This window comes from Desulforhopalus glucosivorans, assembly GCF_054397165.1.
In genome coordinates this window covers 1,822,826-1,848,432 of the sequence record NZ_AP044854.1, presented here as the reverse complement: position 1 = coordinate 1,848,432, position 25,607 = coordinate 1,822,826, and the positions used below count along the sequence as shown (strand labels likewise).

General features: G+C 41.5%; 27 protein-coding genes. 18 read left to right on the top strand and 9 right to left on the bottom strand.

Annotation, left to right across the window (positions count from 1 at the left end; genetic code table 11):
• Position 1 precedes the first annotated feature (1 nt).
• Genes ACX6CI_RS07875 through ACX6CI_RS07835 form a run of 9 tightly spaced genes read left to right on the top strand, consistent with a single transcriptional unit; the run spans position 2 to position 8,936 of the window.
• Entirely contained in the window at positions 2-1,330 is a 1,329-nt protein-coding gene (locus ACX6CI_RS07875) for a sigma-70 family RNA polymerase sigma factor (protein WP_458777618.1), read from the top strand.
• A 56-nt stretch (positions 1,331-1,386) separates the two neighbouring features.
• On the top strand, positions 1,387-2,484 hold the full coding sequence (gene mqnE / locus ACX6CI_RS07870) for an aminofutalosine synthase MqnE (RefSeq protein ID WP_458777617.1): 1,098 nt from the start codon (positions 1,387-1,389) through the stop codon (positions 2,482-2,484).
• Positions 2,485-2,501: 17 nt separating this feature from the next.
• Positions 2,502-3,557, top strand: coding sequence for a cyclic dehypoxanthinyl futalosine synthase (gene mqnC, locus ACX6CI_RS07865; protein WP_458777616.1), 1,056 nt, complete (start codon positions 2,502-2,504; stop codon positions 3,555-3,557).
• Between the two features lie 18 nt (positions 3,558-3,575).
• The gene (locus ACX6CI_RS07860; RefSeq protein WP_458777615.1) at positions 3,576-4,853 is read left to right on the top strand and encodes an amidohydrolase family protein; all 1,278 of its coding nucleotides are present in this window, start codon (positions 3,576-3,578) and stop codon (positions 4,851-4,853) included.
• Positions 4,854-4,858: 5 nt separating this feature from the next.
• The gene (locus ACX6CI_RS07855; protein WP_458777614.1) at positions 4,859-5,713 is read left to right on the top strand and encodes a menaquinone biosynthetic enzyme MqnA/MqnD family protein; all 855 of its coding nucleotides are present in this window, start codon (positions 4,859-4,861) and stop codon (positions 5,711-5,713) included.
• A gap of 20 nt (positions 5,714-5,733) precedes the next feature.
• The gene (locus ACX6CI_RS07850; RefSeq protein WP_458777613.1) at positions 5,734-6,297 is read left to right on the top strand and encodes a UbiX family flavin prenyltransferase; all 564 of its coding nucleotides are present in this window, start codon (positions 5,734-5,736) and stop codon (positions 6,295-6,297) included.
• Positions 6,298-6,300: 3 nt separating this feature from the next.
• Positions 6,301-7,161 carry a UbiA-like polyprenyltransferase gene (locus ACX6CI_RS07845; protein WP_458777612.1) on the top strand — a complete coding sequence of 287 codons (861 nt, stop codon included), beginning with the start codon at positions 6,301-6,303 and terminating at the stop codon, positions 7,159-7,161.
• 16 nt (positions 7,162-7,177) lie between these two features.
• Positions 7,178-8,041, top strand: a complete 864-nt coding sequence (locus tag ACX6CI_RS07840) for a DUF3108 domain-containing protein (RefSeq protein ID WP_458777611.1) — start codon at positions 7,178-7,180, stop codon at positions 8,039-8,041.
• Between the two features lies 1 nt (position 8,042).
• Positions 8,043-8,936: a phosphoribosylaminoimidazolesuccinocarboxamide synthase gene (locus tag ACX6CI_RS07835; RefSeq protein WP_458777610.1), complete on the top strand. Its 894-nt coding sequence runs from the start codon at positions 8,043-8,045 to the stop codon at positions 8,934-8,936.
• A 95-nt stretch (positions 8,937-9,031) separates the two neighbouring features.
• On the opposite strand, the gene ACX6CI_RS07830 is transcribed toward ACX6CI_RS07835, so the two are convergent.
• Genes ACX6CI_RS07830 through ACX6CI_RS07815 form a run of 4 tightly spaced genes read right to left on the bottom strand, consistent with a single transcriptional unit; the run spans position 9,032 to position 12,043 of the window.
• A complete protein-coding gene (locus ACX6CI_RS07830) occupies positions 9,032-9,922 on the bottom strand; it encodes a TIGR01777 family oxidoreductase (RefSeq protein WP_458777609.1) in 891 nt (296 codons plus the stop codon).
• Positions 9,923-9,946: 24 nt separating this feature from the next.
• A complete protein-coding gene (locus ACX6CI_RS07825; RefSeq protein ID WP_458777608.1) occupies positions 9,947-10,303 on the bottom strand; it encodes a nitrous oxide-stimulated promoter family protein in 357 nt (118 codons plus the stop codon).
• A gap of 49 nt (positions 10,304-10,352) precedes the next feature.
• Complete coding sequence (locus ACX6CI_RS07820; RefSeq protein ID WP_458777607.1) at positions 10,353-10,856, bottom strand: shikimate kinase; 504 nt, start codon at positions 10,854-10,856, stop codon at positions 10,353-10,355.
• A 53-nt stretch (positions 10,857-10,909) separates the two neighbouring features.
• Entirely contained in the window at positions 10,910-12,043 is a 1,134-nt protein-coding gene (locus tag ACX6CI_RS07815) for an MFS transporter (protein ID WP_458777606.1), read from the bottom strand.
• Positions 12,044-12,305: 262 nt separating this feature from the next.
• Here ACX6CI_RS07815 and ACX6CI_RS07810 point away from each other — a divergent pair, with 262 nt between their 5' ends.
• The 3 genes from ACX6CI_RS07810 to ACX6CI_RS07800 all read left to right on the top strand — a co-directional run bounded on the left by ACX6CI_RS07810 (position 12,306) and on the right by ACX6CI_RS07800 (position 14,589).
• Complete coding sequence (locus ACX6CI_RS07810; RefSeq protein WP_458777605.1) at positions 12,306-12,635, top strand: hypothetical protein; 330 nt, start codon at positions 12,306-12,308, stop codon at positions 12,633-12,635.
• 12 nt (positions 12,636-12,647) lie between these two features.
• A complete protein-coding gene (locus ACX6CI_RS07805) occupies positions 12,648-13,718 on the top strand; it encodes a DUF4388 domain-containing protein (RefSeq protein WP_458777604.1) in 1,071 nt (356 codons plus the stop codon).
• Positions 13,719-13,887: 169 nt separating this feature from the next.
• A complete protein-coding gene (locus ACX6CI_RS07800; RefSeq protein ID WP_458777603.1) occupies positions 13,888-14,589 on the top strand; it encodes a DVU0298 family protein in 702 nt (233 codons plus the stop codon).
• A 9-nt stretch (positions 14,590-14,598) separates the two neighbouring features.
• Here the strand turns inward: ACX6CI_RS07800 and ACX6CI_RS07795 are convergent, their stop codons facing one another.
• The 3 genes from ACX6CI_RS07795 to ACX6CI_RS07785 are packed head-to-tail and all read right to left on the bottom strand — an operon-like array spanning position 14,599 to position 16,792.
• A complete protein-coding gene (locus ACX6CI_RS07795) occupies positions 14,599-15,426 on the bottom strand; it encodes an SDR family NAD(P)-dependent oxidoreductase (protein WP_458777602.1) in 828 nt (275 codons plus the stop codon).
• A gap of 12 nt (positions 15,427-15,438) precedes the next feature.
• Entirely contained in the window at positions 15,439-16,098 is a 660-nt protein-coding gene (locus ACX6CI_RS07790) for a FlgO family outer membrane protein (RefSeq protein WP_458777601.1), read from the bottom strand.
• A 1-nt stretch (position 16,099) separates the two neighbouring features.
• On the bottom strand, positions 16,100-16,792 hold the full coding sequence (locus tag ACX6CI_RS07785) for a hypothetical protein (RefSeq protein ID WP_458777600.1): 693 nt from the start codon (positions 16,790-16,792) through the stop codon (positions 16,100-16,102).
• Positions 16,793-17,227: 435 nt separating this feature from the next.
• On the opposite strand from ACX6CI_RS07785, the gene ACX6CI_RS07780 reads away from it, so the two are divergent.
• Positions 17,228-18,082: a PHP domain-containing protein gene (locus tag ACX6CI_RS07780; RefSeq protein WP_458777599.1), complete on the top strand. Its 855-nt coding sequence runs from the start codon at positions 17,228-17,230 to the stop codon at positions 18,080-18,082.
• 26 nt (positions 18,083-18,108) lie between these two features.
• Positions 18,109-19,497: a sigma-54-dependent transcriptional regulator gene (locus tag ACX6CI_RS07775; RefSeq protein ID WP_458777598.1), complete on the top strand. Its 1,389-nt coding sequence runs from the start codon at positions 18,109-18,111 to the stop codon at positions 19,495-19,497.
• A gap of 28 nt (positions 19,498-19,525) precedes the next feature.
• On the opposite strand, the gene ACX6CI_RS07770 is transcribed toward ACX6CI_RS07775, so the two are convergent.
• Together ACX6CI_RS07770 and proC are read right to left on the bottom strand one after the other, a co-directional pair.
• Positions 19,526-20,392 (bottom strand): NAD(+)/NADH kinase, encoded by an 867-nt coding sequence (locus ACX6CI_RS07770; protein WP_458777597.1) that lies wholly within the window; start codon positions 20,390-20,392, stop codon positions 19,526-19,528.
• On the bottom strand, positions 20,389-21,204 hold the full coding sequence (proC, locus tag ACX6CI_RS07765) for a pyrroline-5-carboxylate reductase (RefSeq protein ID WP_458777596.1): 816 nt from the start codon (positions 21,202-21,204) through the stop codon (positions 20,389-20,391). Before proC ends, ACX6CI_RS07770 begins: the two co-directional genes overlap by 4 nt.
• Before the next feature lie 147 nt (positions 21,205-21,351).
• On the opposite strand from proC, the gene ACX6CI_RS07760 reads away from it, so the two are divergent.
• From ACX6CI_RS07760 to nifS, 4 genes are all read left to right on the top strand, one after another.
• Positions 21,352-21,525 carry a Trm112 family protein gene (locus ACX6CI_RS07760; protein ID WP_458777595.1) on the top strand — a complete coding sequence of 58 codons (174 nt, stop codon included), beginning with the start codon at positions 21,352-21,354 and terminating at the stop codon, positions 21,523-21,525.
• Positions 21,526-21,543: 18 nt separating this feature from the next.
• The gene (locus ACX6CI_RS07755; RefSeq protein ID WP_458777594.1) at positions 21,544-23,280 is read left to right on the top strand and encodes a phosphohexomutase domain-containing protein; all 1,737 of its coding nucleotides are present in this window, start codon (positions 21,544-21,546) and stop codon (positions 23,278-23,280) included.
• 226 nt (positions 23,281-23,506) lie between these two features.
• Positions 23,507-24,343: a Fe-S cluster assembly protein NifU gene (nifU, locus tag ACX6CI_RS07750; RefSeq protein WP_458777593.1), complete on the top strand. Its 837-nt coding sequence runs from the start codon at positions 23,507-23,509 to the stop codon at positions 24,341-24,343.
• Complete coding sequence (gene nifS, locus ACX6CI_RS07745) at positions 24,343-25,524, top strand: cysteine desulfurase NifS (protein ID WP_458777592.1); 1,182 nt, start codon at positions 24,343-24,345, stop codon at positions 25,522-25,524. Before nifU ends, nifS begins: the two co-directional genes overlap by 1 nt.
• Positions 25,525-25,607 lie beyond the last annotated feature (83 nt).

Genomic DNA, 25,607 nt, shown 5'->3' with positions numbered 1-25,607 from the left:
AGTGCTGCCTGAACTTAAAGAAAACCTACTAAAAGCCGGTAAGAAAGAAGGTTGTATCAGCTTCGACGACCTTAACGACCTCCTTCCCGATGAAATAAAAGACCCAAATGAAATAGAATCGATTTTTAACTTTCTAGGTGCTCATTCTATTGAAATAGTCACTGTTGAAAAAGATGGTGAGAAACGAACGCTCTCCGGAGAAGTCTGGGAGAAAAATGATGTGTCTGCAGTTGACCCCGAAAAAGATGCTGCTGCAAACTCATCAGATGAAGAAACCCATGAAGCGGAAGAAACGACCACAACCTATCTAAGGGAAATGGGACGTTTTGATCTGCTTACCCCTGAAGAAGAAGCAAAATACTCCAAAACCATTCGTCAGGGATTTGAAGCAATTATAACTGCTATTCGTGAAGATGAATCTGGTGTGCGTGAAATCCAGTTACTCCGGGAGCGGATAGATCTATGGGAAAAGCGTGATCCTACGCTTAAACCAAAGAAACAACAGCTCAACTTCATGCGTTACAATGTAATTAGTACCTCAAAAAAATACCCTGATATCAGGTGTCTTTTTGAGTTGCAGGCCAAGCTTGAAGCCTATAGCAGATCTATTGAAGTTGCCAAAGACACGATGATTCGGGCAAACTTGAGGCTTGTTGTCTCTATTGCTAAGAGATATATGCATCAGGGGTTGACTCTGGCAGACCTTATTCAGGAAGGTAACCTTGGGTTGATGCGTGCGGTGTTCCGATTTGATTACACCAAGGGTAATAAATTCTCTACCTATGCTAGTTGGTGGATCCGTCAGGCCATTACCCGTGCAATTCTAGATAAGACCAGGACAATTCGTTTACCTGTTCACTTTCTTGAACTCAGAAGCCAGTTCTTTAAAGCGTTTTATGCTCTTTTTAAAGAACTTGGTCGCGAACCGACGCCCCTTGAAATTTCTAAGGCGACGAGTTTACCTATGGATAAGATTTTGTCTATCCTGGAAGCTTCAAGAGAGCCTATTTCGCTCGAAACACCTGTTGGTGATGATGACTCAACCCTCGGCGATTTTCTTGAAAATCAGGAATCACAATCACCATATGATGCGGTGCAGACTCGTGAACTTTCCGGCAGGGTAAATGATATTCTGGAGACCCTCAGCGAGAGGGAAGAGAAAATCATTCGTCTTCGTTTTGGAATTGGTGAAAAAGCTGAATATACCCTTGAAGAGATCGGTAAGCTTTTCAATGTTTCAAGAGAGCGTATTAGACAAATTGAAAAGAAAGCGCTTAACAGATTGCGTCATTCCAGTCGCAGGGAAAAATTGAAGTTTTTTATCGATTGATATCGCTAACTATATATAGATAAAGCCGGGTTAATAACCCGGCTTTTTTGTTTATTATGGAAAATATAATTGTTGAACGGGGATTAGGAACAATCCTCGAGAAGGTTAAATCAGAAGAAAGATTGACTCTTGCTGATGGCAAAACCCTCTACGAATGTAATGACATTTTGGCTCTCGGGTATTTGGCCAATATGGTAAGAAATCGTAAGAACGGCGATAATACGTATTTTATTTACAATCAGCATATTAATTATTCCAATATATGTACTAATCTCTGTAAGTTTTGTGCATTTGGCTGTGAGAAAGACTCAGACCTTGCCTATGAGATGAGTGTTGAGGATGTTAAGCAGAAGGTGCGTGACAGGCTTGACGAACCAATCAGCGAAGTACATATGGTTGGTGGTATTCATCCCGATCTGCCGTTTGAATATTACCTCGAAATTCTAAAAGGAATTAAGGAGGTGAAGCCTGAAATGCATATCCAGGCATTCACCTGTGTTGAGATTGCCCATTTTGCAAGTCTTGCAGGAAAATCCATTGAAAAAACACTTGAGCTACTACGCGATGCAGGACTCGGTTCTCTTCCTGGAGGTGGAGCTGAAGTGTTTAGTCCAAGAATTAGGCAAATCACCTGTGAAAAGAAGATTTCCGGTGATGAGTGGTTAGACATTGCAAAGATTGCTCACAGACAAGGTTTTAAAACCAATGCAACTATGTTGTATGGTCACATTGAGACCGTAGATGAGTGTTTAGAACACCTTGATGCACTTCGTCACGCCCAGGATGAGACCAACGGTTTCCTCGCGTTTATCCCTCTTGCTTTTCACCCTAAAAACACTAAGATGTCCGATATATCTAAAACAACAGGGATGAGTGATTTAAAAAACATTGCTGTCTCAAGACTTATGTTGGATAACTTTCCTCATATTAAAGCCTATTGGGTGATGATTGGTCCTAAAATGGCGCAACTGGCGCTCTCATTTGGTGCCGATGATATGGACGGCACGGTGAAAGAGGAAGTAATTACCCATATGGCAGGTGCTGAAACAGAGCAGGGCATAGGTAGTAAGACGCTTATTCGACTTATCAAAGAGTCTGGTAGGATTCCGGTGTTACGGGATACTCTCTATGAAGATATGAACGTTTGTGACTAAGGCTCGGAGGCTTTGATATGCTTGAGAAGATAATCGAAAAAATCAGCTCAAATAGCCGCATCAGTGATGAGGACTATAGGTATCTGGAAGAGAATGCAGATTTGCATACTCTTGGTTTTCTTGCTGATATGGTGCGCAGGAAAAAACATCCTGAACAACATGTCACCTATGTAATTGATAGAAATATTAATTATACTGATATCTGTGTTTCGGCTTGTAAATTCTGTGCTTTTTTCAAGGGACCTGAAGATCCGGATGGTTTTCTACTGAGTTTTGACGAAATAGAGAAGAAGATACAAGAGACACAGGATCTTGGTGGTACACAGATTTTGCTTCAAGGGGGACTTCATCCTGACTTGACTCTGGAATACTATGAAAAAATGGTTCGCTTCATGAGAGATACCGGGATTCATGTCCACGGTTTTTCTCCTCCTGAGATTCATCATTTTGCCGAGATATCAAATCTATCAGTTAAAACTGTGATTCAACGGTTGATGGATGCAGGCCTTGGATCAATACCAGGAGGAGGCGCCGAAATACTTTCTGACAGGGTGCGGAATCTGACTGCTCCAAAGAAATGTACTGCAGACGAATGGCTTAAGGTAATGACTACTGCCCATAAATTGGGACTTCGTACTACGGCTACTATGATGTTTGGACACGTTGAGACCAAAGAAGAACGCTTAGAGCATCTTCGTAGGGTGCGAAATGCTCAGGATGAAACAGGTGGATTTACCGCATTTATACCTTGGTCATTTCAGCCAGATAACACTGTGTTTGCAGATATTGAAAAAACAAGCTCCCTCACATATTTAAAGACGCTGGCATTATCTAGAATATATCTGGATAATATAGATAATGTTCAGGCGTCCTGGGTTACTCAGGGACCTAAAATCGCACAGTTATCTCTCTCTTTTGGTGCAAATGATTTTGGTAGCACCATGATTGAGGAGAACGTTGTGGCAGCCGCTGGAGTGAGCTTTAGTCTTTCAGAGCAGGAGATCAGGCGCTTGGTAAGCGATGCAGGTTATACACCTCGACAGAGATTAATGGATTACACTCTCGTTAACTGAGGTAACTGGGCTGAGATTATGAGTATATCCGCTCAAACCTATACAAAACGCATAGTTTGTGCTCCCTGGCTTCTCACTATGACAGGCCGGGCAGTTAAAGATGGTGCTGTGCTACTTGGGGATGGGCAGATACAGGATGTGAGTGAAGTTGAACTTTTATCCGCTCGATATCCTGATATAGAGGTTGAATACTTTACTGGAGTGTTTCTGCCAGCTCTTGTAAATGCTCACTCACATCTGGAATTATCCCACCTGACTGGAATTAAACCTCTCGCCCCTGAAAAAACATTCACCGACTGGGTGGAAGATCTTCTTGAACAACGATTTGGCCCAGGTAGTAGTGAAAATACAATATTGGAAATAGCTCGTGAGCAGGTTGCTCAGCAGTTTGAGTCCGGGGTAGTTTTTATTGGTGATATTGGCAATTCTTTTTTGGGAAGCTCACTTGCTCCTAAAAAAGATCAACTGCCTGAGGTTTACCATATGCTGGAAATGCTCGGCTCATCTAAGGAGGCCGTGGAGGCAGCGTACAATAGATTGAGTGAGTTTGATTCTGAGGTTATAACAGTTCCACACGCTCCTTACTCAACCCGTCCAGAACTCTTAAAAAAGATAAAACAACGCTCAGATAAGCTAGGATCTATCTTTTCTGTCCATACAGCTGAAGTAAGTGCTGAGACTGATTTTATCAGATCAGCTGAGGGCCTTTTTTATGATTTTCTGGTTAAAAGAGGTGTTTGGAAGGATGATTTTTTTGAGTATGGTTCTAATGCCGGCACTACTGTAGAATATTTTTCCAATCTTGGTTTATTAAACGATAAGACCCTGCTTGTACATTGTGTTCATGTCACTCAGGCAGATCTGGTTTCTATAAAGGAATCTGGTGCGCATATCTGTGTATGCCCTGGATCAAATAATTTTCTTCATTCAGGTAAGGCACCCATAGAGGATATGGTTTCTTGTGGGCTGCTTCCAGCAATTGGGACTGACTCCATTGCGTCTAATAGCCATTTGGATATGTGGGAAGAAATGAAAATTATAAGAAGAGATTATCCAGCTCTAAAGGCATCAGATATTCTCGCTATGGCCACAAAGGCTGGAGCTGATGCCTTTGGTCAAAGCGACCGATTTGGAACCATAGCGAAAGGTAAAAATGCCGCATTTCTTCATGTCTATAGTAATAAAAGTATAAATTGCATTACAGAGAGCGAGTTATTAAACATGTTGGTATCAAATGGCAGGCCTGAAAAAATAGAATGGATCCAGCAAACATTTGGGAATCCCAGGAGCAATTAAGGACTATGTCTACTCAACAGTCAGCTGATATCGTCGCACGAATTGGAATCGTTAACTACCTGAACACTGCGCCTATTCATCAAAGATGGAAGGATAGTGTACTACGACCTGATTGGGAGCTCGTTGAAGATGCTCCGTCGGTTTTAAACAGTAAACTTGAAGAAGGTGAGATTGATCTAGGTTTCGTATCAAGTTTTGAATACGCCAAACACCCCGACAAATACAAGATATTGTCCGGATTATCAATTAGTGCCAATGGACCTGTAGCTTCTGTTGTGCTCCTGTCTCATGTGCCTATTGATCAGTTGCACCAAAATGATATTTTGTTAACCTCACAATCTGAGACATCAGTTGAGCTGGTTAAAATAATATTAGAAGAGTTTCATGGAGTGACTCCTGTTTACCATACCGGTGATATACTTAAAGCCGAAGAAAAAGAATTTAAGGCAGTCCTGGCAATTGGAGACGACGCTCTTCGACTGGTTGAGAGTGCCACGTATTTGTATCAATTTGACCTTGGTGATATCTGGAAACGCAAAACAGGCCTGCCTTTTGTCTATGCGGTGTGTGCGGTAAGGGAAGATTTCTGTGAAAGAGAGCCCGAAATGTTGTCAGAAATTCACAGAGAGTTGTTGCGTTGTAGAGATGAGGGGGCTGAGAAATTAGATGAAATTTGTGAGATTTCTGCTCAAAGAATTCCCCTTTCAAAGCAAAAGTGTCGTGATTACCTTAAGGGTATTCAATACGATCTCTCACCGAAAAAATGTAAGGCACTTGAATCGTTTTTTGAATTACTTATTCGTCGTGAGATCATAAGTAGTCAGGCTTTACCTCTTAAAATGTTCGCAAATTTGAGTTAGCAGGTATGAGGCAGTACGATATGAAACAGAGTCAATCCCATAAAATTTTGCTTGGAGTGACCGGAGCAAGCGGAATGCTTTTTCTCAAAGCATTTTTAGACAATCTCGATGCTATGGATCTTGTTGTTCATGGTATTTGTTCCGGTTCTGGTGAGAAGGTGCTGGGAATGGAGCAGGGTCTTGCTCCAACGGATCTGCCCTGTGTCTCCAAGTGGTATGATGTGGCTGACCTTGCAGCGTCTCCTGCTTCTGGATCTAGTGATTATTCATCAATGGTTATACTACCCTGTACTATGGGAAGTCTTGCGTCTATTGCCGGGGGAATGTCAATTAATCTGATACACCGAGCAGCAGATGTTATGCTCAAAGAAAGAAAACCACTGGTGCTGGCTGTTCGAGAGACACCTCTTAATCGAACGCACCTACTGAATATGCTTGCTGTTCATGATGCAGGTGCAACACTGTGTCCTACGATGCCCAGTTATTATCTCAAGCCAAAGAGCCTTGAGGAAGCAGCAAGAACCTATGCCTGGCGGCTGGCCGATCAGATAGGTATTGATAGCCCTAATCGAAAAAGATGGTAGCACATGTCTGTTATTAACAAAGTTAAAGTTTTACTGGAGATGATCCAGTTTAAGCTCACCATATTTGCAATGCCCTTCGCTTTTATCGGAGCTTTTTTAGCGTCTCGAGGTTTTCCTGAAATACCCACTCTGTTGTGGGTTATTGTTGCAATGGTAGGGGCCAGAACGACTGCCATGGGTTTTAATAGAATCATTGACCGGAAATTTGATGGAGATAATCCCCGTACAGCGACAAGGGCAATTCCAGCCGGTGAGGTGAGCCTTAAAGAAGCATGGCTCATGATAATTGTCTCAGCGATGATTTTTTTCTTCGCATGTTATAATCTTAACGAGCTGACTTTATTGCTCTCACCACTTGCTTTAGGGTTGACCTTGTTTTACTCGGTCACCAAAAGATTTACGTCCCTTTGTCATATTGTTCTCGGTATAGCACTGGCCTTTTCACCTTTTGGCGGGTGGGTTGCTGTAAAAAATAGTATGGTTGATTATCCCTTTGTTCTATCTTTGGGAGTTCTGTTTTGGGTTGCAGGGTTTGATACAATCTACGGTTGTCTTGATGCAGAGTTTGATAAAAAAAGAGGTTTGTATTCTCTCCCGTCAAGGCTCGGTAAACGTAATGCTTTCAGACTAGCGGGCTTGTTTCATATTCTAGCCTTTGTTCTTTTTATAATAACCGGATGGACACAAGGGCTCAATGTCTACTATTACATTGGTATTGCACTGACCTCTGCTGCTCTTTTGTATCAACACATGCTTGTACGACCGGATGATTTGTCTCGTATACAGGCATCATTTTTTTCAATGAATGGATTTATCAGTATAACACTCTTTCTTGCCACATGGGTCTCTCTTGCAACTCTTTAAAGCTAGATGGTTTCTTGTGTTGACTATTTTCTCGGTGGCGATTTGTTCACTTGTCAGTGCTGGTGTTGAATCATCAGATATAGCTCCCACTGCTAAGATCATACCCGTTGGTGTTATAGATCAAAATCTGGTTCACTATGGGTATTCAGGGAAAGAATTTTTAAAATATGATGTTTCCTGGAGTGGTGGAATCAAGATAGGTGAGCTTCACCTTGAGATGAACGCAATTGATGGAGTGGATGATGGCTTTGAGATTCGTGCATTTATAACAACGAAAGGCGGAGCCGTACACCTTTTCTACCCCATCTCCGATTTACATGTGACTAAGGTGCAGGGGCTTGACAAGCTTCCCTATCTTTACGAAGTATGGCAGGACGAGGGATATAGTTATACTGCACACAGGTATATAGAGTTCGATCAGGAAAAATATAGTGTAAGATATACGAAAGATGATGAGCTAAAAGCAGAATACCAGTTAGATGGTCCAGTGAATAACGAGTTTTCCTCGTTTTTTAATAGTCGTCTTATGACGTTTGTAAAAGATAAACCCTTTCTTGTACCTACCTTTGCAGATAAAAAACGGGTGGAGGTTGCTGTCCATCCAATTGAAATCACAACCCTTGAAGGTACAATTCTGGGTGATGTTGCAGCAGCTAAAATAATGCCAGTGATGAAATTTAAAGGGCTCTATGATAAAAAGGGTGACACTGTGATCTGGTATACAAATGATAAATGCAGGGTTCCGGTAAAAATAAATTCAAAAATTGCAATTGGATCATTGACGGCGAGACTCACAGAATATCAAAATCCTTCCTGTGATATTTATTTGCCGTCCGGAAGTGATGATGCAGTTGAGACAGTAACCATAGGAGAACAATAAAATGACAAATGCTGTAAAAACCACCGATTTCCCAAACCTGATTCTTAAACATAGAGGCAAGGTCCGTGATATGTACGAAATTCCCGGGCATGATGATAAACTGCTGATGGTCGCTTCTGATCGTCTGTCTGCCTATGACGTGATCATGGAAGATCCTATCCCTGGAAAAGGTGCCGTCCTCACCGAGCTTTCATTGTTCTGGTTTGATTTACTTGGTGATATTGTTGAAAACCATCTAATTACTGCAGTGGTTGAAGAGTATCCTGAAGTGTGTCAACCGTATGCTGATGCCCTTCGTGGTCGGTCGATGCTTGTTAAAAAGACGCAACCTTTGTCTATTGAATGTATTGTCAGGGGATATATCTCAGGGTCCTTTTGGAGTGCCTATAAAAAAGACACAAATGTTTGTGGATTTCAACTTCCTGAAAACATGAAAGAGTCCGATAAGTTTCCGGAGATTCTTTTTACTCCTTCCACAAAGGCGGATCTGGGAGATCACGATGAAAATATTTCCATGGAAAGGATGAGGGAGATTGTTGGAAAAGAGAAAGCTGATAAGATCGCTGAAATTTCAGTTGCCCTGTATACAAAAGCAGCTGATTATGCTCGAACCAAGGGGATCATTATAGCGGATACAAAGTTTGAATTAGGTGAAGTAGACGGCAGACTCATCCTTATTGATGAAGTGCTCACTCCAGACTCCTCCAGGTTTTGGCCAATGGATGAGTATGAACCTGGTAAGTCTCAGCCGAGTTTTGATAAACAGTTCCTAAGAGATTACCTTTCTACCCTTGATTGGGATAAAACAGCACCTGCACCGAAACTCCCTCAAGAAATTATTGATAAAACAATTGCTAGATATGAAGAGGCACAACAACGAATATGTTCTAAGTAACCGTAACAAATTACTGTTACTTTGTTGAAATTGATGCGTTTAACCTTTCTTTGGTTAAACGCATTTTTATTGTAATGTAGACAGAGGTTGTATAGCTAACGAGATTCTACGCAATTATTTAAAACTGACTCGAGGGATTGGTCTAAAAAAGTGTACCCTGCATGCATGAGTTTTTGGGGAGTGACCCTGCAACTTGTGAGTAGCATTTCATCAGCCATTTGTCCAAAGATGAGTCTTGCAACAGCAGTCGGGACCTTAAAAATAGTTGGTCTGCTCAAGACTTCACCGAGGGTTTTCGTGAATTCGCGATTAGTGCACTGTATTGGACTCACTACATTAACCGGGCCATTTATAGCCTCGTTATTCATTATAAAATCTATAATAGATACGACGTCACGAATCGATATCCAGCTGATATGCTGCTCGCCAGTACCCACTACGCCACCAAGGCCCGCCTTAAATGGTGGAATCATCTTGCTTAAAGCACCACCTTTTGCACTCAAAATCATACCAAAGCGTAAATTTACAACCCTTACGCCAAGTTGCTCCAGCCTTTGTGTTTCTTTTTCCCACTGTTGACATACCTCTGCTAAAAAACCGACACCTAAACTGCTGTTTTCATCAAGCAGTTCGTTTCCGCGGGACCCATAAAAGCCAATGGCTGAAGCACAGAGAAACACTTTCGGTTTTTCTGTGAGTAGGGATATATAATCTATAATTTCGCGAGTTCCATCTAGTCGACTACTCAGGATAGATTCTTTTTTCTTTTGCGACCAACGTCCATTTGCAACATTTTCACCTGCCAGGTGTATAACAGCTTCAAAAGTGTTAGTGTCGTCTTTAGGTAGACTATCTGTGGCCCAGAAATGATTACTATCGGGTGTGAGGTCACGCTTTAAACATTGAAGGGAATGTCCATTATTAAATAAACCCTCTATGAGGGCGCTTCCAACAAGTCCTGTACAGCCCGTAATCATTGTTTTCATAAGATAGTAATGTGTGGTTGTTAATTAATCTTCTGGGTTTGATCTTCTGTCGTTTTTTAAGGGGCTGGGTTTGATCCTTCCGTCTATTATATGACATATGGCAAGAATTGGATGCTTAAAAATAAGACGGGGACCGGAATAGCGCATAATCCTACGAATTTTATTTTGCATATCCTTACTATAACAATGAATTATACAATTGGCACAGGTTGGTTTGTTGTTTTGTAAAGGACATGCACTCAATCGTTTTATTGCGTAATCAAATACAGTTTTGCATTCTGTACATAACTGATCGCTCTTTGATGGGTGATGATGCCGACAATAGAGGGATAGCAGAGCTTGAATAGTTTTTTTTTCTCTGACTAGACGTTTCGAATCCATTCGTGTTAGTGCTTTTCCTTACCTATGTATTGAATTTTCTGATGAGTTATCACAAGCTGAGATGTGCTATTATTTTATCGCACACCTGATCCTGGGTCAGGGAAGATCCTTCAATAGTTACATCCGAATATTTTTTGTATAATGATTCTCTCTCATCAAAGAGATCTTGAAAACTCTGGTCTGGTCGTTTCGCAAGTCCTCTGGTCTCGTAATTATGAATCCTCGATTTGAGTTCAGCAAGTGTTGTTTGCAAGAAGATAATCGTTCCATTCTTTTGTAAATGCAACATAGCAGGCTCACTGTAGGCGGCACTTCCTCCGGTGGCGATAATATGATTTTTACAACGCACTGATAGCAGTACTTTTTCTTCTATTTCTCGTAGTGCCATATGTCCTTCATTATCAACGATGGACTGGAGACTCTTGCCGGCCATATTTTGGATGAGAATATCGGTGTCAAGGAATCTTTTGGTAACGAGTTTTGCCAGAATAATACCAACCGTGGATTTTCCTGATCCTGGCATACCAATGAGTACTATGTTAGTTTTTTTCATAATTAATTAGAATTACGCTGTGAAAAAAGGTTTTTATCAGAAGATTGTAAGCATTATTTATTTGCACTCATATGTTTTTTTAATTGTGCAGGTATGTATTGAACGGCAATCAGTGATGTGACGCTTAAGATGGCACCCCCATAAAAAGGAATTTTGTAATCTATCAGCCATAACAATCCTCCGACCACAGGCAGGGCCACAGCTGCTATGTGATTGATGGTAAAGCCGACGGCCATACTAGGTGAAATATCTTTTGGGTCTGCAATTTTTTGAAAAAAAGTTTTTATACCAATGGCAAAATTAAAAAAGATGTGATCACAAATATAGAGCAGAGCGGCGAGGTATCTATTTTCAACAAGAGCATAGCCTATAAAAACAAGAATGAGTGCACTGTACTCAAGCGATAGTACTTTATGTTCTCCATATTTCGCAATACATCGGCCTATAAAAGGGCTGAGAAAATAATTGACGGCATTGTTAAATAGAAACAGGCAGGCGACTTCCTGAACGCTATAATCAAATTTTTTGACAAGTAAGAATACTGCGAAAGCAATAAATATTTGTCGTCTCGCTCCAGCAAGCAGGGTAAGCAGGTAAAAAAGGCAGTATCGTTTTTTGAATAGCATTTTTTTATGTTGGACGGGGAGGTCTCGTCGTGTTGGATTTTGCATTAACGCAAAAATCGCTACAATAATAATGAGCAGTCCAAACCCGAGGTACATTGACGTAAAGCTAAAAAAATCAGAAAATAGCAGGAAAAATATTGCTACAGCCATACTGCATGCAGCCGATCGACTACGAAGCAGGCCGAGAACAACAGGGGAATCAGCCTTACAGAAATACTGAAGAGTTAAAGATTGATTCATGGTCTCAAAATAATGGAAACCAAAGCTCATAAGTATGGTTGTGAATATCAAACCGTAAAAACTTGGGAAAATCCCTGTAAGGCAGATTCCAAGGCCTAGTATAAATATGGAAATTGCAGCAAGCTTATGTTCTTTTATAACAAGCAGGACATAGACCACAAGTAGTGCAAGAAACCCTGGAATTTCTCGCATTGATTGAATGACACCGATGTGGTGTCCGTCAAGACCTATCACCTGGACGGCAAAGTTGTCAAACAGGGTTCGCCATGCCTGTAATCCCCCTGTTGCGCAGAGTGTAAGGATTAATAAATATAAATACATAGGATCTTTCTTGAAATTTTGCATTGTATTCGAATATAAATGAGTAAACGTTGTTTTATTTAAAGTCGTTTTTTGCAATACTTGCCTTACCCGTAAGTCTACCTACCTTCATTTTTTAGAAAATACGATATTTAACTCTAAACAGTCGATAAAATGAAGGTCAGACCTAAGTTCGTCAATTGTGTTATATGTGGTATAATCTATAGTAGATTATATGTTTACATTGAATGTGTAGTTTGAATATTGTTTTAAGGAGTTGTACATGGAAATTTTCACTGATATTGCCAACTGGTTCGAGTCAACTCATATAGATCAGCAGTTACGAGAGGTTGATTATATGGGTGTGCTGGTTAATCCCTGGCTTATGGTCCCTTTCGTTCTTATGCTTGCACATATGGTGTATAAGCAACGTTGGACTCAAATTATTGTAATAGCAGTTGGAGTAGGGGCGTGGTATTTCTCCGGAACAGATTATGCAAATTCGCTTCTGGTGGATGGCGAAATTGATATTCAAAAAATTCTTCCGGTGATGTTTGGCGGAGCAGCTGCTTTGGGTTTTGTTATTTATCTTCTTTTTGGTCGATCCGACTGATGAAGGCTTCACATGAATTTTAGAAATGGAGTATTCATAATTACAGAGGACGATCATTGCCCTCTGTATAATGTGAGGGAGGAGTTAAAGGTAAGTGATGGTATTTTGCTCTTACCGGCAGCCAAGCCTACCTGTTTAACTCTTGCCAAGGATCTTGTTGACATTGCTCTTGCCGAGAGTAACTACGAAAGATACTCCCACGGGAAAACTGAAAAAGCTAAATTTGAATGTGGTGGCTGTACAGGCCTGATCCGTTTTGAATATAAAAAAGATAAAGAATTTGCAACGGTTCAGATGAAATTGTTGGCAGCGGCAGAGAAAAGAGAGAAAATTGAAGGTGTTCAGCATTTTGCTGGATTGCTCCGTAAAATCCCTATGTTTAAGGTTCTTTCCGATGAGGACCTGCTTGATCTTGCTACGTTGCTTGAATTAACAGAGTTCCCATGGCAATTTCCAATCACCCAAAAAGGTGATCCCGGTAATCGCTTGTTTATTTTACTGTCAGGCCGTGCTGAAGTCATTGATGAGCAGGGAGTGGTGTTTGCAGAACTTGGAAAGGGCGAAGTGTTTGGTGAAATGAGTTTGCTGTCAGGTGAGCGTGTTAGCACGACAATTATGGCGGCGGATCCCTGTCAGGTTGCTGTTATGAGTCAGAAAAATTTCAAGCATGTTCTCAACAGATTCCCAACGCTTCAGGTGTTTTTCTATAAACTTCTAGTGAGTCGTATAAACAAGATGAATGAGCAGAGGGCTGCCGAACTCGCTTCTGGGATGGTTGGTCAGGTCTCTGATATTTCCATTGTTGAACTTTGTCAGATGGTAAATTCTAATCAGAAAACCGGACATCTTAAGCTGGAAAATGGAGATGACAGGGGCGATATTCTTTTTAATGAAGGTGAAATCGTGCATGTCGAGTATCGTACTCTCTCAGGTAAAGATGCCTTTTATGAGATCATAGGTATTGAAGAAGGTCGTTTTAAATTTACCCAGGGGTTGAGTCATAAAGAAAAGCAGTTAGATATTCTTGGCGGATTTATGGGAATGATCATGGAGGGAATGAAGCGGTTGGATGATAGACATTGATTCTCTGCCATATTACATGTGATTTACCCTTTATTTGTTTGCAACACAATGATGATACCTACTGGTCTTATATGGATTATGTGAGGGCACCTATTGCTTGAGAATCTGCTTGCTCACAAGGTTTACTGTTTATTAACTCGAGTTCATCAATGGGAAAAATTAAGATAAAATGTCTTTGAGTCGTCGTCAGGTTAAAAGAGAAATATTTTTACTGTTGGATACATACAAGCCTGCTGAGTTAGAGTTTAAACTTTCAGTATACCCTAGAATTGCACTTATAAACGCCTTGTTTTCTGCACTGTGTGATGCAAATGAGCGGATTAAATGGCATGCAGTAAGTAGTTTTGGTCTTCTTGTTCCAAAGATGGCCGATGAAAATCCGGAATCTGCTCGTGTAATTATGCGAAGATTTCTCTGGACTCTTAATGACGAATCAGGTGGGATCGGATGGGGTGCTCCTGAGGCTATGGCACAAATTATGTGTAATAGCGATTTGCTGCGTCATGAGTATCTACATATGTTGATCTCTTATATGCTGGAAGATGGGGACGAATTGTTTCAAGACGGCAACTATCTTGAATTGCCACTCTTACAACGGGGTTTGCTCTGGGGGATTGGAACGGTATGTAAACATTATCCTGAAGAGATGAATGCACGTGGAATAGTTGAGGATATTGAAAAATATCTGGCATCAAGTGATTTGGAGGTCCGTCATCTGGCACTGTGGGCACTATTTCATTTAGGGCACTCATACTCATCCAATGATTTAGTTCTCCCAGATTTAAAAGATGGTGTAATGAAAATATATATGGAAGGTGAATTCAAAGAAGTCTGCCTGAAGTCAATCTACGACGGTTGTGTAGTGAATTAACGGATCTCTTTATAAGATACCAGGAGGCATAGTCGGCACCTTGTTCGAGCCAAGACTAAAACCGCCATCCATTTTAACAATAGAACCAGTCATGTAGGACGCCTGTACAGATAAGTAATACACCGCTTCGGCAACTTCCTTAGCCTTGCCTGTACGGCCAAGCAATATATGATCATGTAATTGTTTTTTTTGATTTTCGCTCAGCTCTGCCCATCCCCTTGTACCTTCACCATGCCTACCCTCTATGAGGCCAAGTATAAGACCGTTTACTCTGGTATGGGGAGCGCATTCGCGGGCCCATTGTTCAGTAAGTGAATCAACTGCACGATTAGCGGCACTATAGCCATCATTAAAAAAAACAGAGGCGGGCCCGCTACGACCCGTTGATCCAGAGATTGAGCTGATGTTGAGTACAGCACCATCACTGCTTTTTGTTAAAAGATCTTTGCAGTGGTGATAAAGTAACCATTTCCCTCTGAGAGTGGTTTCAATTTCAAGTTCCCACTGACCTTCATTATGAGCGTGATCATAACTTCCATGGACAATAGGCATGCCTCCCCGCTCTATGTTATTAATGAGATAGTCGAGTCTGCCAGTTGTTTGTTTTATACGATTTACAACCGATAATACGCCGTCTTTTGACCTGAGATCGGCTGAGATTATGTGAAATGTGTAGCCAAGAGACGTAAACTCTTCCTTCATATCCTCGATGGATTCAGGCCAATCAAAGACGGGCAGTATAAGTGTAGCTTTCATTTCCCCGAATTTTTTTGCAATAGTTCGGCCAATAACCTGTGCAGCACCAGGGATGAGAGCTGTCTTTCCTTGTAACGTCATGTTGTAATACAATTATAAAATTTTATTTAATATCGGTTGAGACGGTTCATGAACAGTTCCGCCATCTTCTGTATGCCTTCGTAGACCAAACATAGCGAGAATGTCATCATCCATGCAGAGTGTATAATCATTACTGGATATTATGTTGTTTGTCGCAGGATTGATAAGCCTTGAGGAAAGATAAAGCATTCTGTTTGTACGGGTAAAGGTTCCAACTACAATGGCCTGTGCGTTGAGGTTTGGGTTAAGTTGTGTTAGGTCTCTTGTTAGTATGGTTTCACCTGACTGAGGTTCTATGTACAGATTATTGGCCAGTTTGAGTTCTTTGACGGTGTACCCGAGTTGAACTAAACGGGAGCTCAGGTGTTCCTGTAGTAGTCGTCCAAATGAACTGGTAACTTCTAAATTGCTGTTACTCACAAAGGTTGTAACTAGAACAGGCATTTCGTCGCTTCTGGGAATGAGTGGAGGGATTGCTGTGACCACGAGGTCTTCTGCGATTTTATAAGAGAAATCAACAAGGTTCGTCTTTCCCCCGAGAAGCCCTTCAAGTCTTGTGCAATTAAGGTTTGCGCATCCTGATATAATAATAAGGATCAAAAGGGTGTTCAAAATAAACAATATCCTTGGAGTTCTTAGAATATTGCCAGCAATTCCTGTGATACTGTTCATATTAGATACCTTTCTCTGTAGTAGAGGGTGTTAATTCATCAACTGTTTCAGGGGCTATGTCCTCGGGTGGCGATGGGAATGGTCTATCGGAGGAAGGTGCTGAGTTGTTTGGTCTACTGTTTTTCTTTTTAAGTGTAATCGCAGTTGTTTCACTATGGTTTTGTTGATATTGATAGAAATCTGTATCATTGATGTAATATATATCTGAGGCCCTAAAGAGATATTTTTGATTCTCTATCATAGAAGTGGTTATAATTACTTCGTAATGTCCGTTCGTGGTGTAACTTGTATTCGCAACGTCGGCTGCTACGCCCGAAGCGAGGAGGATGAGTTCTGAAGGGGCATTTCGCAGTACCAGAATTGCGGCAGAAAGTGATGTGAGAAGACCTGGTTGGAGACTGCGATATCTGTTGGCGTTATGTCTGACAACCTGAACCTTGTAGAGGACTTTGATTGATTCTGGTGTTGGTCGACTCTCAGTGGGGATTCCAAAATTATAGAGGCTTGTGATAAGTAGGTCTCTAAAGGCTTCGTTGAATGTAGACGTTTCGTTTTCCTGGCAAGGATTAGTTTCATCTCCGCAGGTTGGTTTGACATAGACTGATGTTTCAATGTTATCAGTTAAGATTAATTGATTGTTTATCCGATTAGATAAGTCTTTTGCGAGCACTTCCCAATGTTCTGATGCCTGCATTTTTTGCTGCTGAGTATATGGATAGCTGATTGGTTCTGGTAGTCTGCTGCTGCAGCTGGTCAGAAGTGATAGGCACAACGTAAAAACTAAAAATGGCCGCATCGGAGAAACTCCACTTTGTTGAGTGTTATTATTTATTCAACTTTATCGGACATTTGTCAAAAAAGTAAAGGGAAATATATGATTTTAATACCTTACAGCAGAAAGCCTGTCACAAATAATAAGAAATCCGGATATTGTTTTAAATTTTTTTTAACACAAACTCATTATCAAGGTACTGATCCAGGCCTTGCTTTCTCATTTACCGGGGGGAGATATCTGTGCTATGCTCAATACTAAAAAAAGTCGTAACGCTATAATTAAACACAAGAGTAATCTCCCAGCCCTCTTCAGGGGTGTTGACTTAAGTGTCGAATTTATCAAAATAAAATTATTATGAGTATTGATTTACATATACATTCAACAATGTCCGATGGAACGCTGTCGCCAACAGAAATTGTTGATTTGGCGGTAAGAAAAGGATTGTCATGTATAGCACTTACCGACCATGATACTATTGCCGGTTACAAGGAAGCCCGCGCCCACGGTGAGGACGTTGGTTTAGATGTGATTTCAGGGGTTGAACTCAGTGTTGTTTTTGCAGGTGACCATTTACATTTACTCGGCTACTTTGTTGATTGTGATAATAGTGAGTTACTGGAAGGACTCTTTGAGTTACATGGAGCAAGGGACAAAAGGAATAGTGAGATACTCAGGAATCTTTCTGAGCTTGGAATTACAATCGATGAGTATGAACTGCGTAGGATATCAACAACCGGTGAAACAGGGCGGCCTCATATTGCAAAGATACTTTTGCAACGAGGTGTAGTGCGATCTATGGATGAGGCGTTTGACAAATACCTTGGTCGAAATGGAAGTGCATATGTGACACGGTTTGTTTATGACATTAAGCGTGGAATTGACTTAATTCATGGGGCAGGAGGCCTTGCAGTTGTAGCGCACCCATTGAATCTACTTAAAAATGATATGGATTCGGGATCTATTCTAAAAACTCTCAAAGAGCTTGGTCTTGATGGTGTCGAGTCATATTATCCGACACATTCTCGAAAGTATAGAAAACAGTTGGTAAAGCTTGCACAGAGTCATGGGTTGTTCGTCACAGGTGGCAGTGATTATCATGGCTCAATTAGACGTGGAACGACACTTGCCGGAGGTAAAGGAGTGTCTGTCCCCATAGAGGTTATTGATGAAATGCGTCGGGTTTTGAATTTGAAATATGGTGAAGTTTAATTCTTTATAGGGATAGATGAGTGGCAATGTATTCGATATTGGTTGTTGATGATGAACCGAATTACCTCGTTGTATTATCAGAGTTACTCAAAGATGAAGGTCTTGAGGTTTTTACTGCTTCATCAGGAGAAGAAGGACTTAAGATCATCGAAGGTGTCGATCTGGATGTTGTAATAACGGATATGCAGATGCCAGGAATGAATGGACTCGAATTTTTAAAAGAGGTAAAGACCCGAATAAGTGACTTACCTGTTATTGTTATTACGGCCTTTGCTGAGATTGATAAGGCTGTGGAGGCCATGCAAAATGGAGCATTTAACTATCTTGCAAAGCCATTTTCCAATGATGAGTTGATCATTACTATAAATAAAGCAGCATCCTTGCACCAACTTGTTCGTGAAAATAGCAGGTTGCGCAAAGAGATAAAAGGCCAGGTTGGTTTTAGTGGCATGGTTGGAAAAAACCCAAAAATGCTACAGGTATATCAGTTGATAGAAAAGGTTGCTCCCACCCATGCTTCGGTGCTTATTACCGGGGAAAGCGGAACCGGTAAGGAGCTTGTTGCAAAGGCAATCCATAGTAATAGCCCGAGGGAATCACAGCCTTTTATTGCGGTCAACTGTGCTGCTTTATCTGAAAATTTACTTGAAAGTGAACTGTTTGGTCATGAAAAAGGAGCTTTTACCGGGGCCGTTGCCATGCGAAAGGGTCGTTTTGAACTTGCTGACAATGGTACGATCTTCCTCGATGAAGTTGGGGAAATCCCCCTGGCCTTACAGGCTAAATTGCTACGGGTTCTCCAGGAAAAAACATTTGAGAGAGTTGGAGGCGGAAAGACCCTTGAGGTGGATGTTCGGATTATCAGTGCTTCAAATAAAGATCTGCGTGAAGAGGTGACGAAAGGGCGGTTTAGGGAAGATCTTTTTTATCGTCTTAATGTTATCCCCGTTAATCTCCCATCACTTAGAGAACGCATGGATGATATGCGTCTTCTCGCTGACTTTTTTATCGAAAAATATAGGAAAGAACTGGGTCGTGAGAAGTTGTCGATTTCATCAGACGCAATGAAACTTTTAATGAAACTTCCCTGGGAAGGTAATATTCGAGAACTTGAGAACACAATTGAGCGTGCTGCCATTCTCTGTAGTGATGATTCAATTGAGGCGGAAGATGTTCAGCCGGACACCATGTATGGAGATGAGAAAACAGCTTTTGGCCAAGATATTGATATTGGACAACTTATACCAGAGAACGCTCCGCTCAATGATGTGCTGTATATAATTGAAAAAAAGATGCTTATTCAAGCGCTTGCTGATACAGAATATGTTCAGTCGAGGGCCGCAGATAAATTAGGAATTACCAAGAGTTTGTTGCAGTATAAAATGAAAAAATATCGGATTAAAAAGAAGAAATAGTCTATCTCTTTTGCATGGTCGTACACTTTTATCTGGAGCTGGAAATTCCCCAGTGCAGTTTGTTGCGAAGGATTGAAAAGTAGTCTCGGTTTTCTGAGGCTACAAGCTGTAAAGGATGCTTTGCCACTGAGATTTCAAGTTCGTCCCCGGGCTTCATTTCTAAAAAAGGTTGACCATCAATAATGACTTGGGCTCTTTCAGCCTGCTCTTCGGAGTTATAGATCGTGACCAGTTCTTTATGTGCGGGTAAAATAATTGGCCGGCTTGAGAGCATGAAAGGGCAGATTGGAGTTACAGTTATGGTTTCGAGCCCGGGGTAGACAAGTGGCCCTCCGGCTGAAAGATTATAGGCGGTTGAGCCTGTTGGAGATGAAAATATCAGACCATCTGCTCTATATGTTGTGATAAATTCTTTACCTGCCCAAGTGGAAAGACTGAGCAAACGATCACTTACATTTTTTGATATAACGACATCATTGAGTGCATACCGTGACTCACTAGTATGCTCTCCTGAAAGTATTCGTGTTTTGAGCATTAGGCGGTTTTCAAGTCTCACCTTGTTGCTCAATATTTTATCAAGTGCAGAAAAAGTTTCATCTTCTCTGAACTCGGTGAGAAACCCAAGGTTGCCTAAGTTGATACCAAGGACTGGTATGGCATGGCGGGCAGCGAGTTCCGCAATATGCAGCAGGGTACCGTCACCACCAAGGACAATGATCATATCAAGGTCGGAATGGATGTCTTCCATCCGGGTGTTGATGTCTTTGTCCTGAAGCCAGTTTGATAAGGTGAGGGCATATTTCTGCGCTTTCAGATCATCCTTTTTAGTGACAATTGAAATCTGTTGAATATCTAAATTAACAACGCTGCGAAACCTTGGGTCGTTTTCGCTCATTTTACTTTGCCAAGTTCCTTTGATTTGTTGACCGCAGATTCGACGACATCCATAACGATACCATGAAAACCGACTTTCTCAAGAACATGAACTGCGGTAATTGCAGTTCCTCCAGGGGAGGTCACCTTGCCACGTAATGACGCTGGATGCTCCCCGCTCTCTTTTAAAAGCTTTACCGAGCCGGAAACAGTCTGCATTGCAAGTTTTGCAGAGACTGCACGGGTAAGACCAGACTTTACTCCAGCATCAATTAATGCTTCAACAAAGGAGAAGACATAGGCAGGACCAGAGCCGCTTAAACCAGTAACGGCATCGAGGTGAACTTCATCGAGAATTACAACCTCTCCAACTGCCAAAAATACTTCTTCAGCAGCTCTTAGTTCAGTATCAGTAACATTCTCATTTCTTGATAGTGCTGAAGCCCCTTCAAGAACAAGTGCCGGGGTGTTTGGCATAACTCTGATCATTTTAGTATCAGGTTTACCAATTGTATCAATATAAAATGAGATGGGAAGTCCAGCTGCGATGCTTATGATAATATGCTGAGTTTGCACACGTTCACGGCAGTCTTCCAGGAGTGAAGCCATTGTTTGAGGTTTAACAGCGAGCATGATGATGAGACAGTTTTCAAAAATAGGTATATTACTGTGGTGGGTTGTTACTGAGTATTGTGTTTCAAGGTGTTCTCTGCGGCTGTCGTTTGGTTCTGCTATAAGAATGTCTTCACTCTTATAGAGTCCTGATGCAATAATACCCTTGATCAGCGCTTCGGCCATTTGTCCGCCGCCAATGAATCCTATTTTTTGGCTCATAATCTACCTGCTTGGAAATATATTTGTCTTGAAAAATTAGTTATGCAAACTTAATGAGTATCAGGTAAATATCAAATTAACGCCTTTAATACAACTCTTGATGTGGGAGCTTCCCCATTGAAAATACATTTTACAGATGAGGATTTTATGATTGATAAAGATTTACTCAATATTTTGGCATGCCCTAATTGTAAGGGTGCTGTTAAGTTAAAAGATGAGAGTGGTATTGTTTGTGAAAAATGCATGCTGCTCTATGAAATACAGGACGGTATCCCGGTGATGCTTGTGGATAAGGCGACCAAAATCGAATCAGATAAGTAAAATGGGGAGGGGCATTTGATGACGTCTACGCATGAAACAAGTTACCATGAGTATATTGTTGAAGGAGATCATTCAAAGAGTGATTATTTCACGCCGATTAAGAGAATCGCTGAAAAAAAAATGCCTCATTCAACTGCAGATGACGAAACCCTGGAAACCCTCTATGGAATGTTACTCGATGAGATAACAACCAATACCAATGATCCTGGTCAGACCATTTCGTTTGGTACCTCAGGCTGGCGAGGGATTCTAGGTAAAGATATTTATGTGAGGTCTGTGGCCCAGGTTACACAGGCAATTGTCGAGATGTATGAAGGTCTTTCGGTGGACTCAGGCCTAAGTGCTCTGTTGGGAGTTGATAGTCTGGACGAGGCTCGAACAAGAGGTTGTGTTCTTGGGTTTGATAATCGCTTTGCTGGTGAAGTTCTTGCTGGTGTCGTTGCGAGTGTTCTGACGGGCGCGGGATTTAAGGTCTTCTATGCTGGAGAGTCGACAACAGGAGCTCTATCAGCCGCTGTTCTTATTAATAAAAGTGCATTCTCAATTAACCTTACTCCATCCCATAATCCACTGGAATATGGTGGGTATAAATTTAATGCAGCAGATGGAGGTCCAGCAGCAGGTGAGGTCACGGGGAAGATTACAGAAAACGCCAGACGAATTGTTGCAAACGAAAGTGGTGTCAAGAGTCTTTGTACTCCGAAACTCCAACCTATTAGCAGCCTTGTTGGTATTCAGGAAATAGATGCCCTCTCAAACTGGCAGGAGTTGGTGACGAAAAACGCAGATGTGCATGGGGTGCATCTTGATACTATACTTGCATCATTTCAGTCTGAAAAAGATTTAAAAGTAGTGGTCGATTGTGTTCATGGCGCGAGTCGGCTTCATATTAAGCGACTGCTGGATGCAAGTGATGGAGCCCCCCTTGAATTACTTCGGGATAATGCGGATGTGACGTTTGGTGGAGTGGCTCCTGAGCCGTCTACTAAGAATATGGAACGTGTTGTTGAGACTCTTGCACAATCTGATAAAAAGCTGAAGCTTGGAGCAATTATAGATCCTGATGGTGACAGAATTCGTTTTACTGACGGGACAACTGAAATCAGTATGAATCAGTTTGGGGCAATGGCATATCACTATCTCCATGAATATAAAAATAAAAATGGAATTGTTGCCAAAACCGTTGCTACTTCAAATCTTGCCAACAGTATTGCAAATAATTTAGGTGAAGATATATTTGAGCCCAGTGTTGGTTTTAAAAACTTTAAACCAGTAATAGGCAAAGCTGTAGTTTTTTTTGAAGAATCTGATGGCATTTCGATCTTGGGGCATACCCCGGAAAAAGATGCCTATATTGGGCTGTTACTGGCTCTTGATATGATTCTTACCACCGGCATAAATCTTGGCTCTTATTTAAAGAAAATTGAAGAAACTTTTGGTGCTTATTATCCGGATAGAGATGGTGTAGAGGTATCTGTGAAGGGTGAGGAGCTGCTGTCAATGCTTTCCCAGTTAGAAAAATATACGGCAGGTTCTGTTGTTAAGGTAGGTGGTGAAGAGAAAAAGATCATTGAAGTGATTTCAATTGATGGGCGTAAGATGATTCTAGAAGATGGTTCCTGGCTTATGATTCGTCCATCGGGAACTGAGCCTAAGGTGAGGTTTTATGTTGAATCGAGAACCAGGCAGGGGACGGCCGGGCTCGTGGAGACCGCAAGGGAGATGTTGCAGGAGATAGGAGTGCTGAGTTCTTAGCTTGTATAAATGTCGCAACAAGGCAGGACAGGTACTTTGATGGTAATCAGATTTAAAAATGTATAAGTGGGCCTTTAAATGAATTTATACACTGCATTGGTTTGATATTCAGAGTGCACTTATCTTGATGAACCTTTATCGGCAGTTGCATTTTAGTGACGAGGTCTTATTGTCAGCATTTAGCAAGGAAAAATCATTATTATTATAATTAAAGCAGGAGAGCTGTATGTGGGAATATACTGATAAAGTTCAACAACATTTTCTTGACCCTCAGAATGTTGGAGAAATTGAAAAGGCCAGCGGAACAGGAGATGTAGGTTCTTTAGCCTGTGGCGATGCACTGAAGCTGACCCTCAAAATAGATGATAAAGATATAATTACTGACGCAAAGTTTAAAACATTTGGTTGTGCAAGTGCAATCGCTTCTTCATCAGTCTTAACTGAAATGGTTAAAGGAATGACCGTGGATGATGCCGCAAAGGTGACTAATGAAGATATTGCTGATGCACTTGGTGGGCTCCCCAAAGAAAAAATGCACTGTTCAGTAATGGGAAGAGAGGCCCTTGAAGCAGCAATCGCCGATTATAAAGGACAAATTCTTCCAATGGCAGAAGGCGAGATTGTCTGTGAATGTTTCGGTGTGACTGATCTTGATGTTATCCGGGCCATTAACGAATCTGGCCTCAGGTCTGTTGATGAAATCACCAATTTCACTAAAGCTGGCGGTGGTTGTGGAAAATGTGAAGACAAACTACGTCAGATTTTACAGGAAACCGTCAGTGGTAAAGCGGAGGTGCCCCTCGTTGGAATTAAACCCAAACGAATGACCGCTTTGCAGAAGATTAAAAAAATTGAGGAGGTCCTCGAAAGAGAGGTCCGGCCAGGTCTTGCAAAGGATGGTGGTGATATTGAGCTTGTGGACGTTGATGGAGATTTTGTCATCGTTTCACTACTGGGTGCATGTAAAAGCTGCAACAAATCTCAAACCACCATTAAGGATTATGTGGAGAAGAAGCTCCGTGAACTTGTTCTTGATACTTTGATTGTGGAGGAAGAAAATTAATGTCTTCTGAAAATCAAAAAGTTGTTTATATGGATAATAATGCAACCTCTCAGGTAGCAACGGAAGTTGTAGATATTATGATGGAGTATTTCTCTACGTCCTACGGAAATCCCTCCAGTATGTACACCTTTGGTGGTGTTGTCGGTGGCGCTGTATCAAGGGCCAGGGGGCAAGTGGCGGATCTTCTTGGCTGTAGTCCGGAAGAGATTACCTTTACCAGTTGTGGAACAGAAAGTGATTCCACTGCTATTTTGTCAGCACTTAGAACCCACCCTGATAAAAGGCATGTCATAACCACAAGGGTTGAGCATCCAGCAGTAAAGAGTTTGTGTGACAATCTCGAGATAGCTACAGGCAGCAAGTACCGAGTTACTCGGCTTAAAGTTGATGCTGAAGGTATGCTTGATATGGCTGAGTATGAGGCAGCACTGACTGACGATACTGCAATTGTAAGTGTTATGTGGGCCAACAACGAAACAGGGGTTATCTATCCAGTTGAAGAAATGGCACGCAAGGCAAAAGAGTGTGGAGCACTTTTTCATACAGATGCTGTTCAGGCAGTTGGTAAGATACCTATCAACCTGCAAGATCTAGACATAGACTTTCTCTCCCTTTCTGGTCATAAGTTGCATGCCCCTAAGGGTGTTGGTGTCTTGTATATTAAAAAAGGAACACGTTTTGTGCCGTTTTTAACAGGTGGGCATCAGGAACATGGACGGCGTGGTGGTACAGAAAACGTTGCCTCTATTGTTGGGCTTGGTAAGGCTTGTGAGCTTGCAGCTGAGAAAATGGAGGAGGAAAACGGCCGGGTGCGGGCCATGCGCGATCGCCTTGAAGAGGGATTACTTACTTCTATCCCTAAGGCAATGTTAAATGGTCATAAAGAAAAAAGACTGCCAAATACTTCAAATATTAGTTTTGAGTATGTTGAAGGAGAGGCGATTCTCCTTCATATGAACAGATTTAATATATGTGCTTCATCAGGCTCTGCCTGTACTTCAGGCTCACTTGAGCCCTCCCATGTACTGAGAGCAATGGGCGTACCGTTTACAGCAGCACATGGATCAATCCGCTTTTCCCTTAGTGTATATAATACAGAAGATGAGGTGGATTTTGTCCTGGAAAAAATGCCTGCAATTATCGAATCTTTGAGGAAGATGTCTCCTTTTTGGAAGGAGTAATTTCGCTTCAAATATTTTAAAAGGTTGATGCAGTTTGCGTTAAGGCTGCCCCTTGCAATTCATTGCAAGGGGCAGCCTTTTTT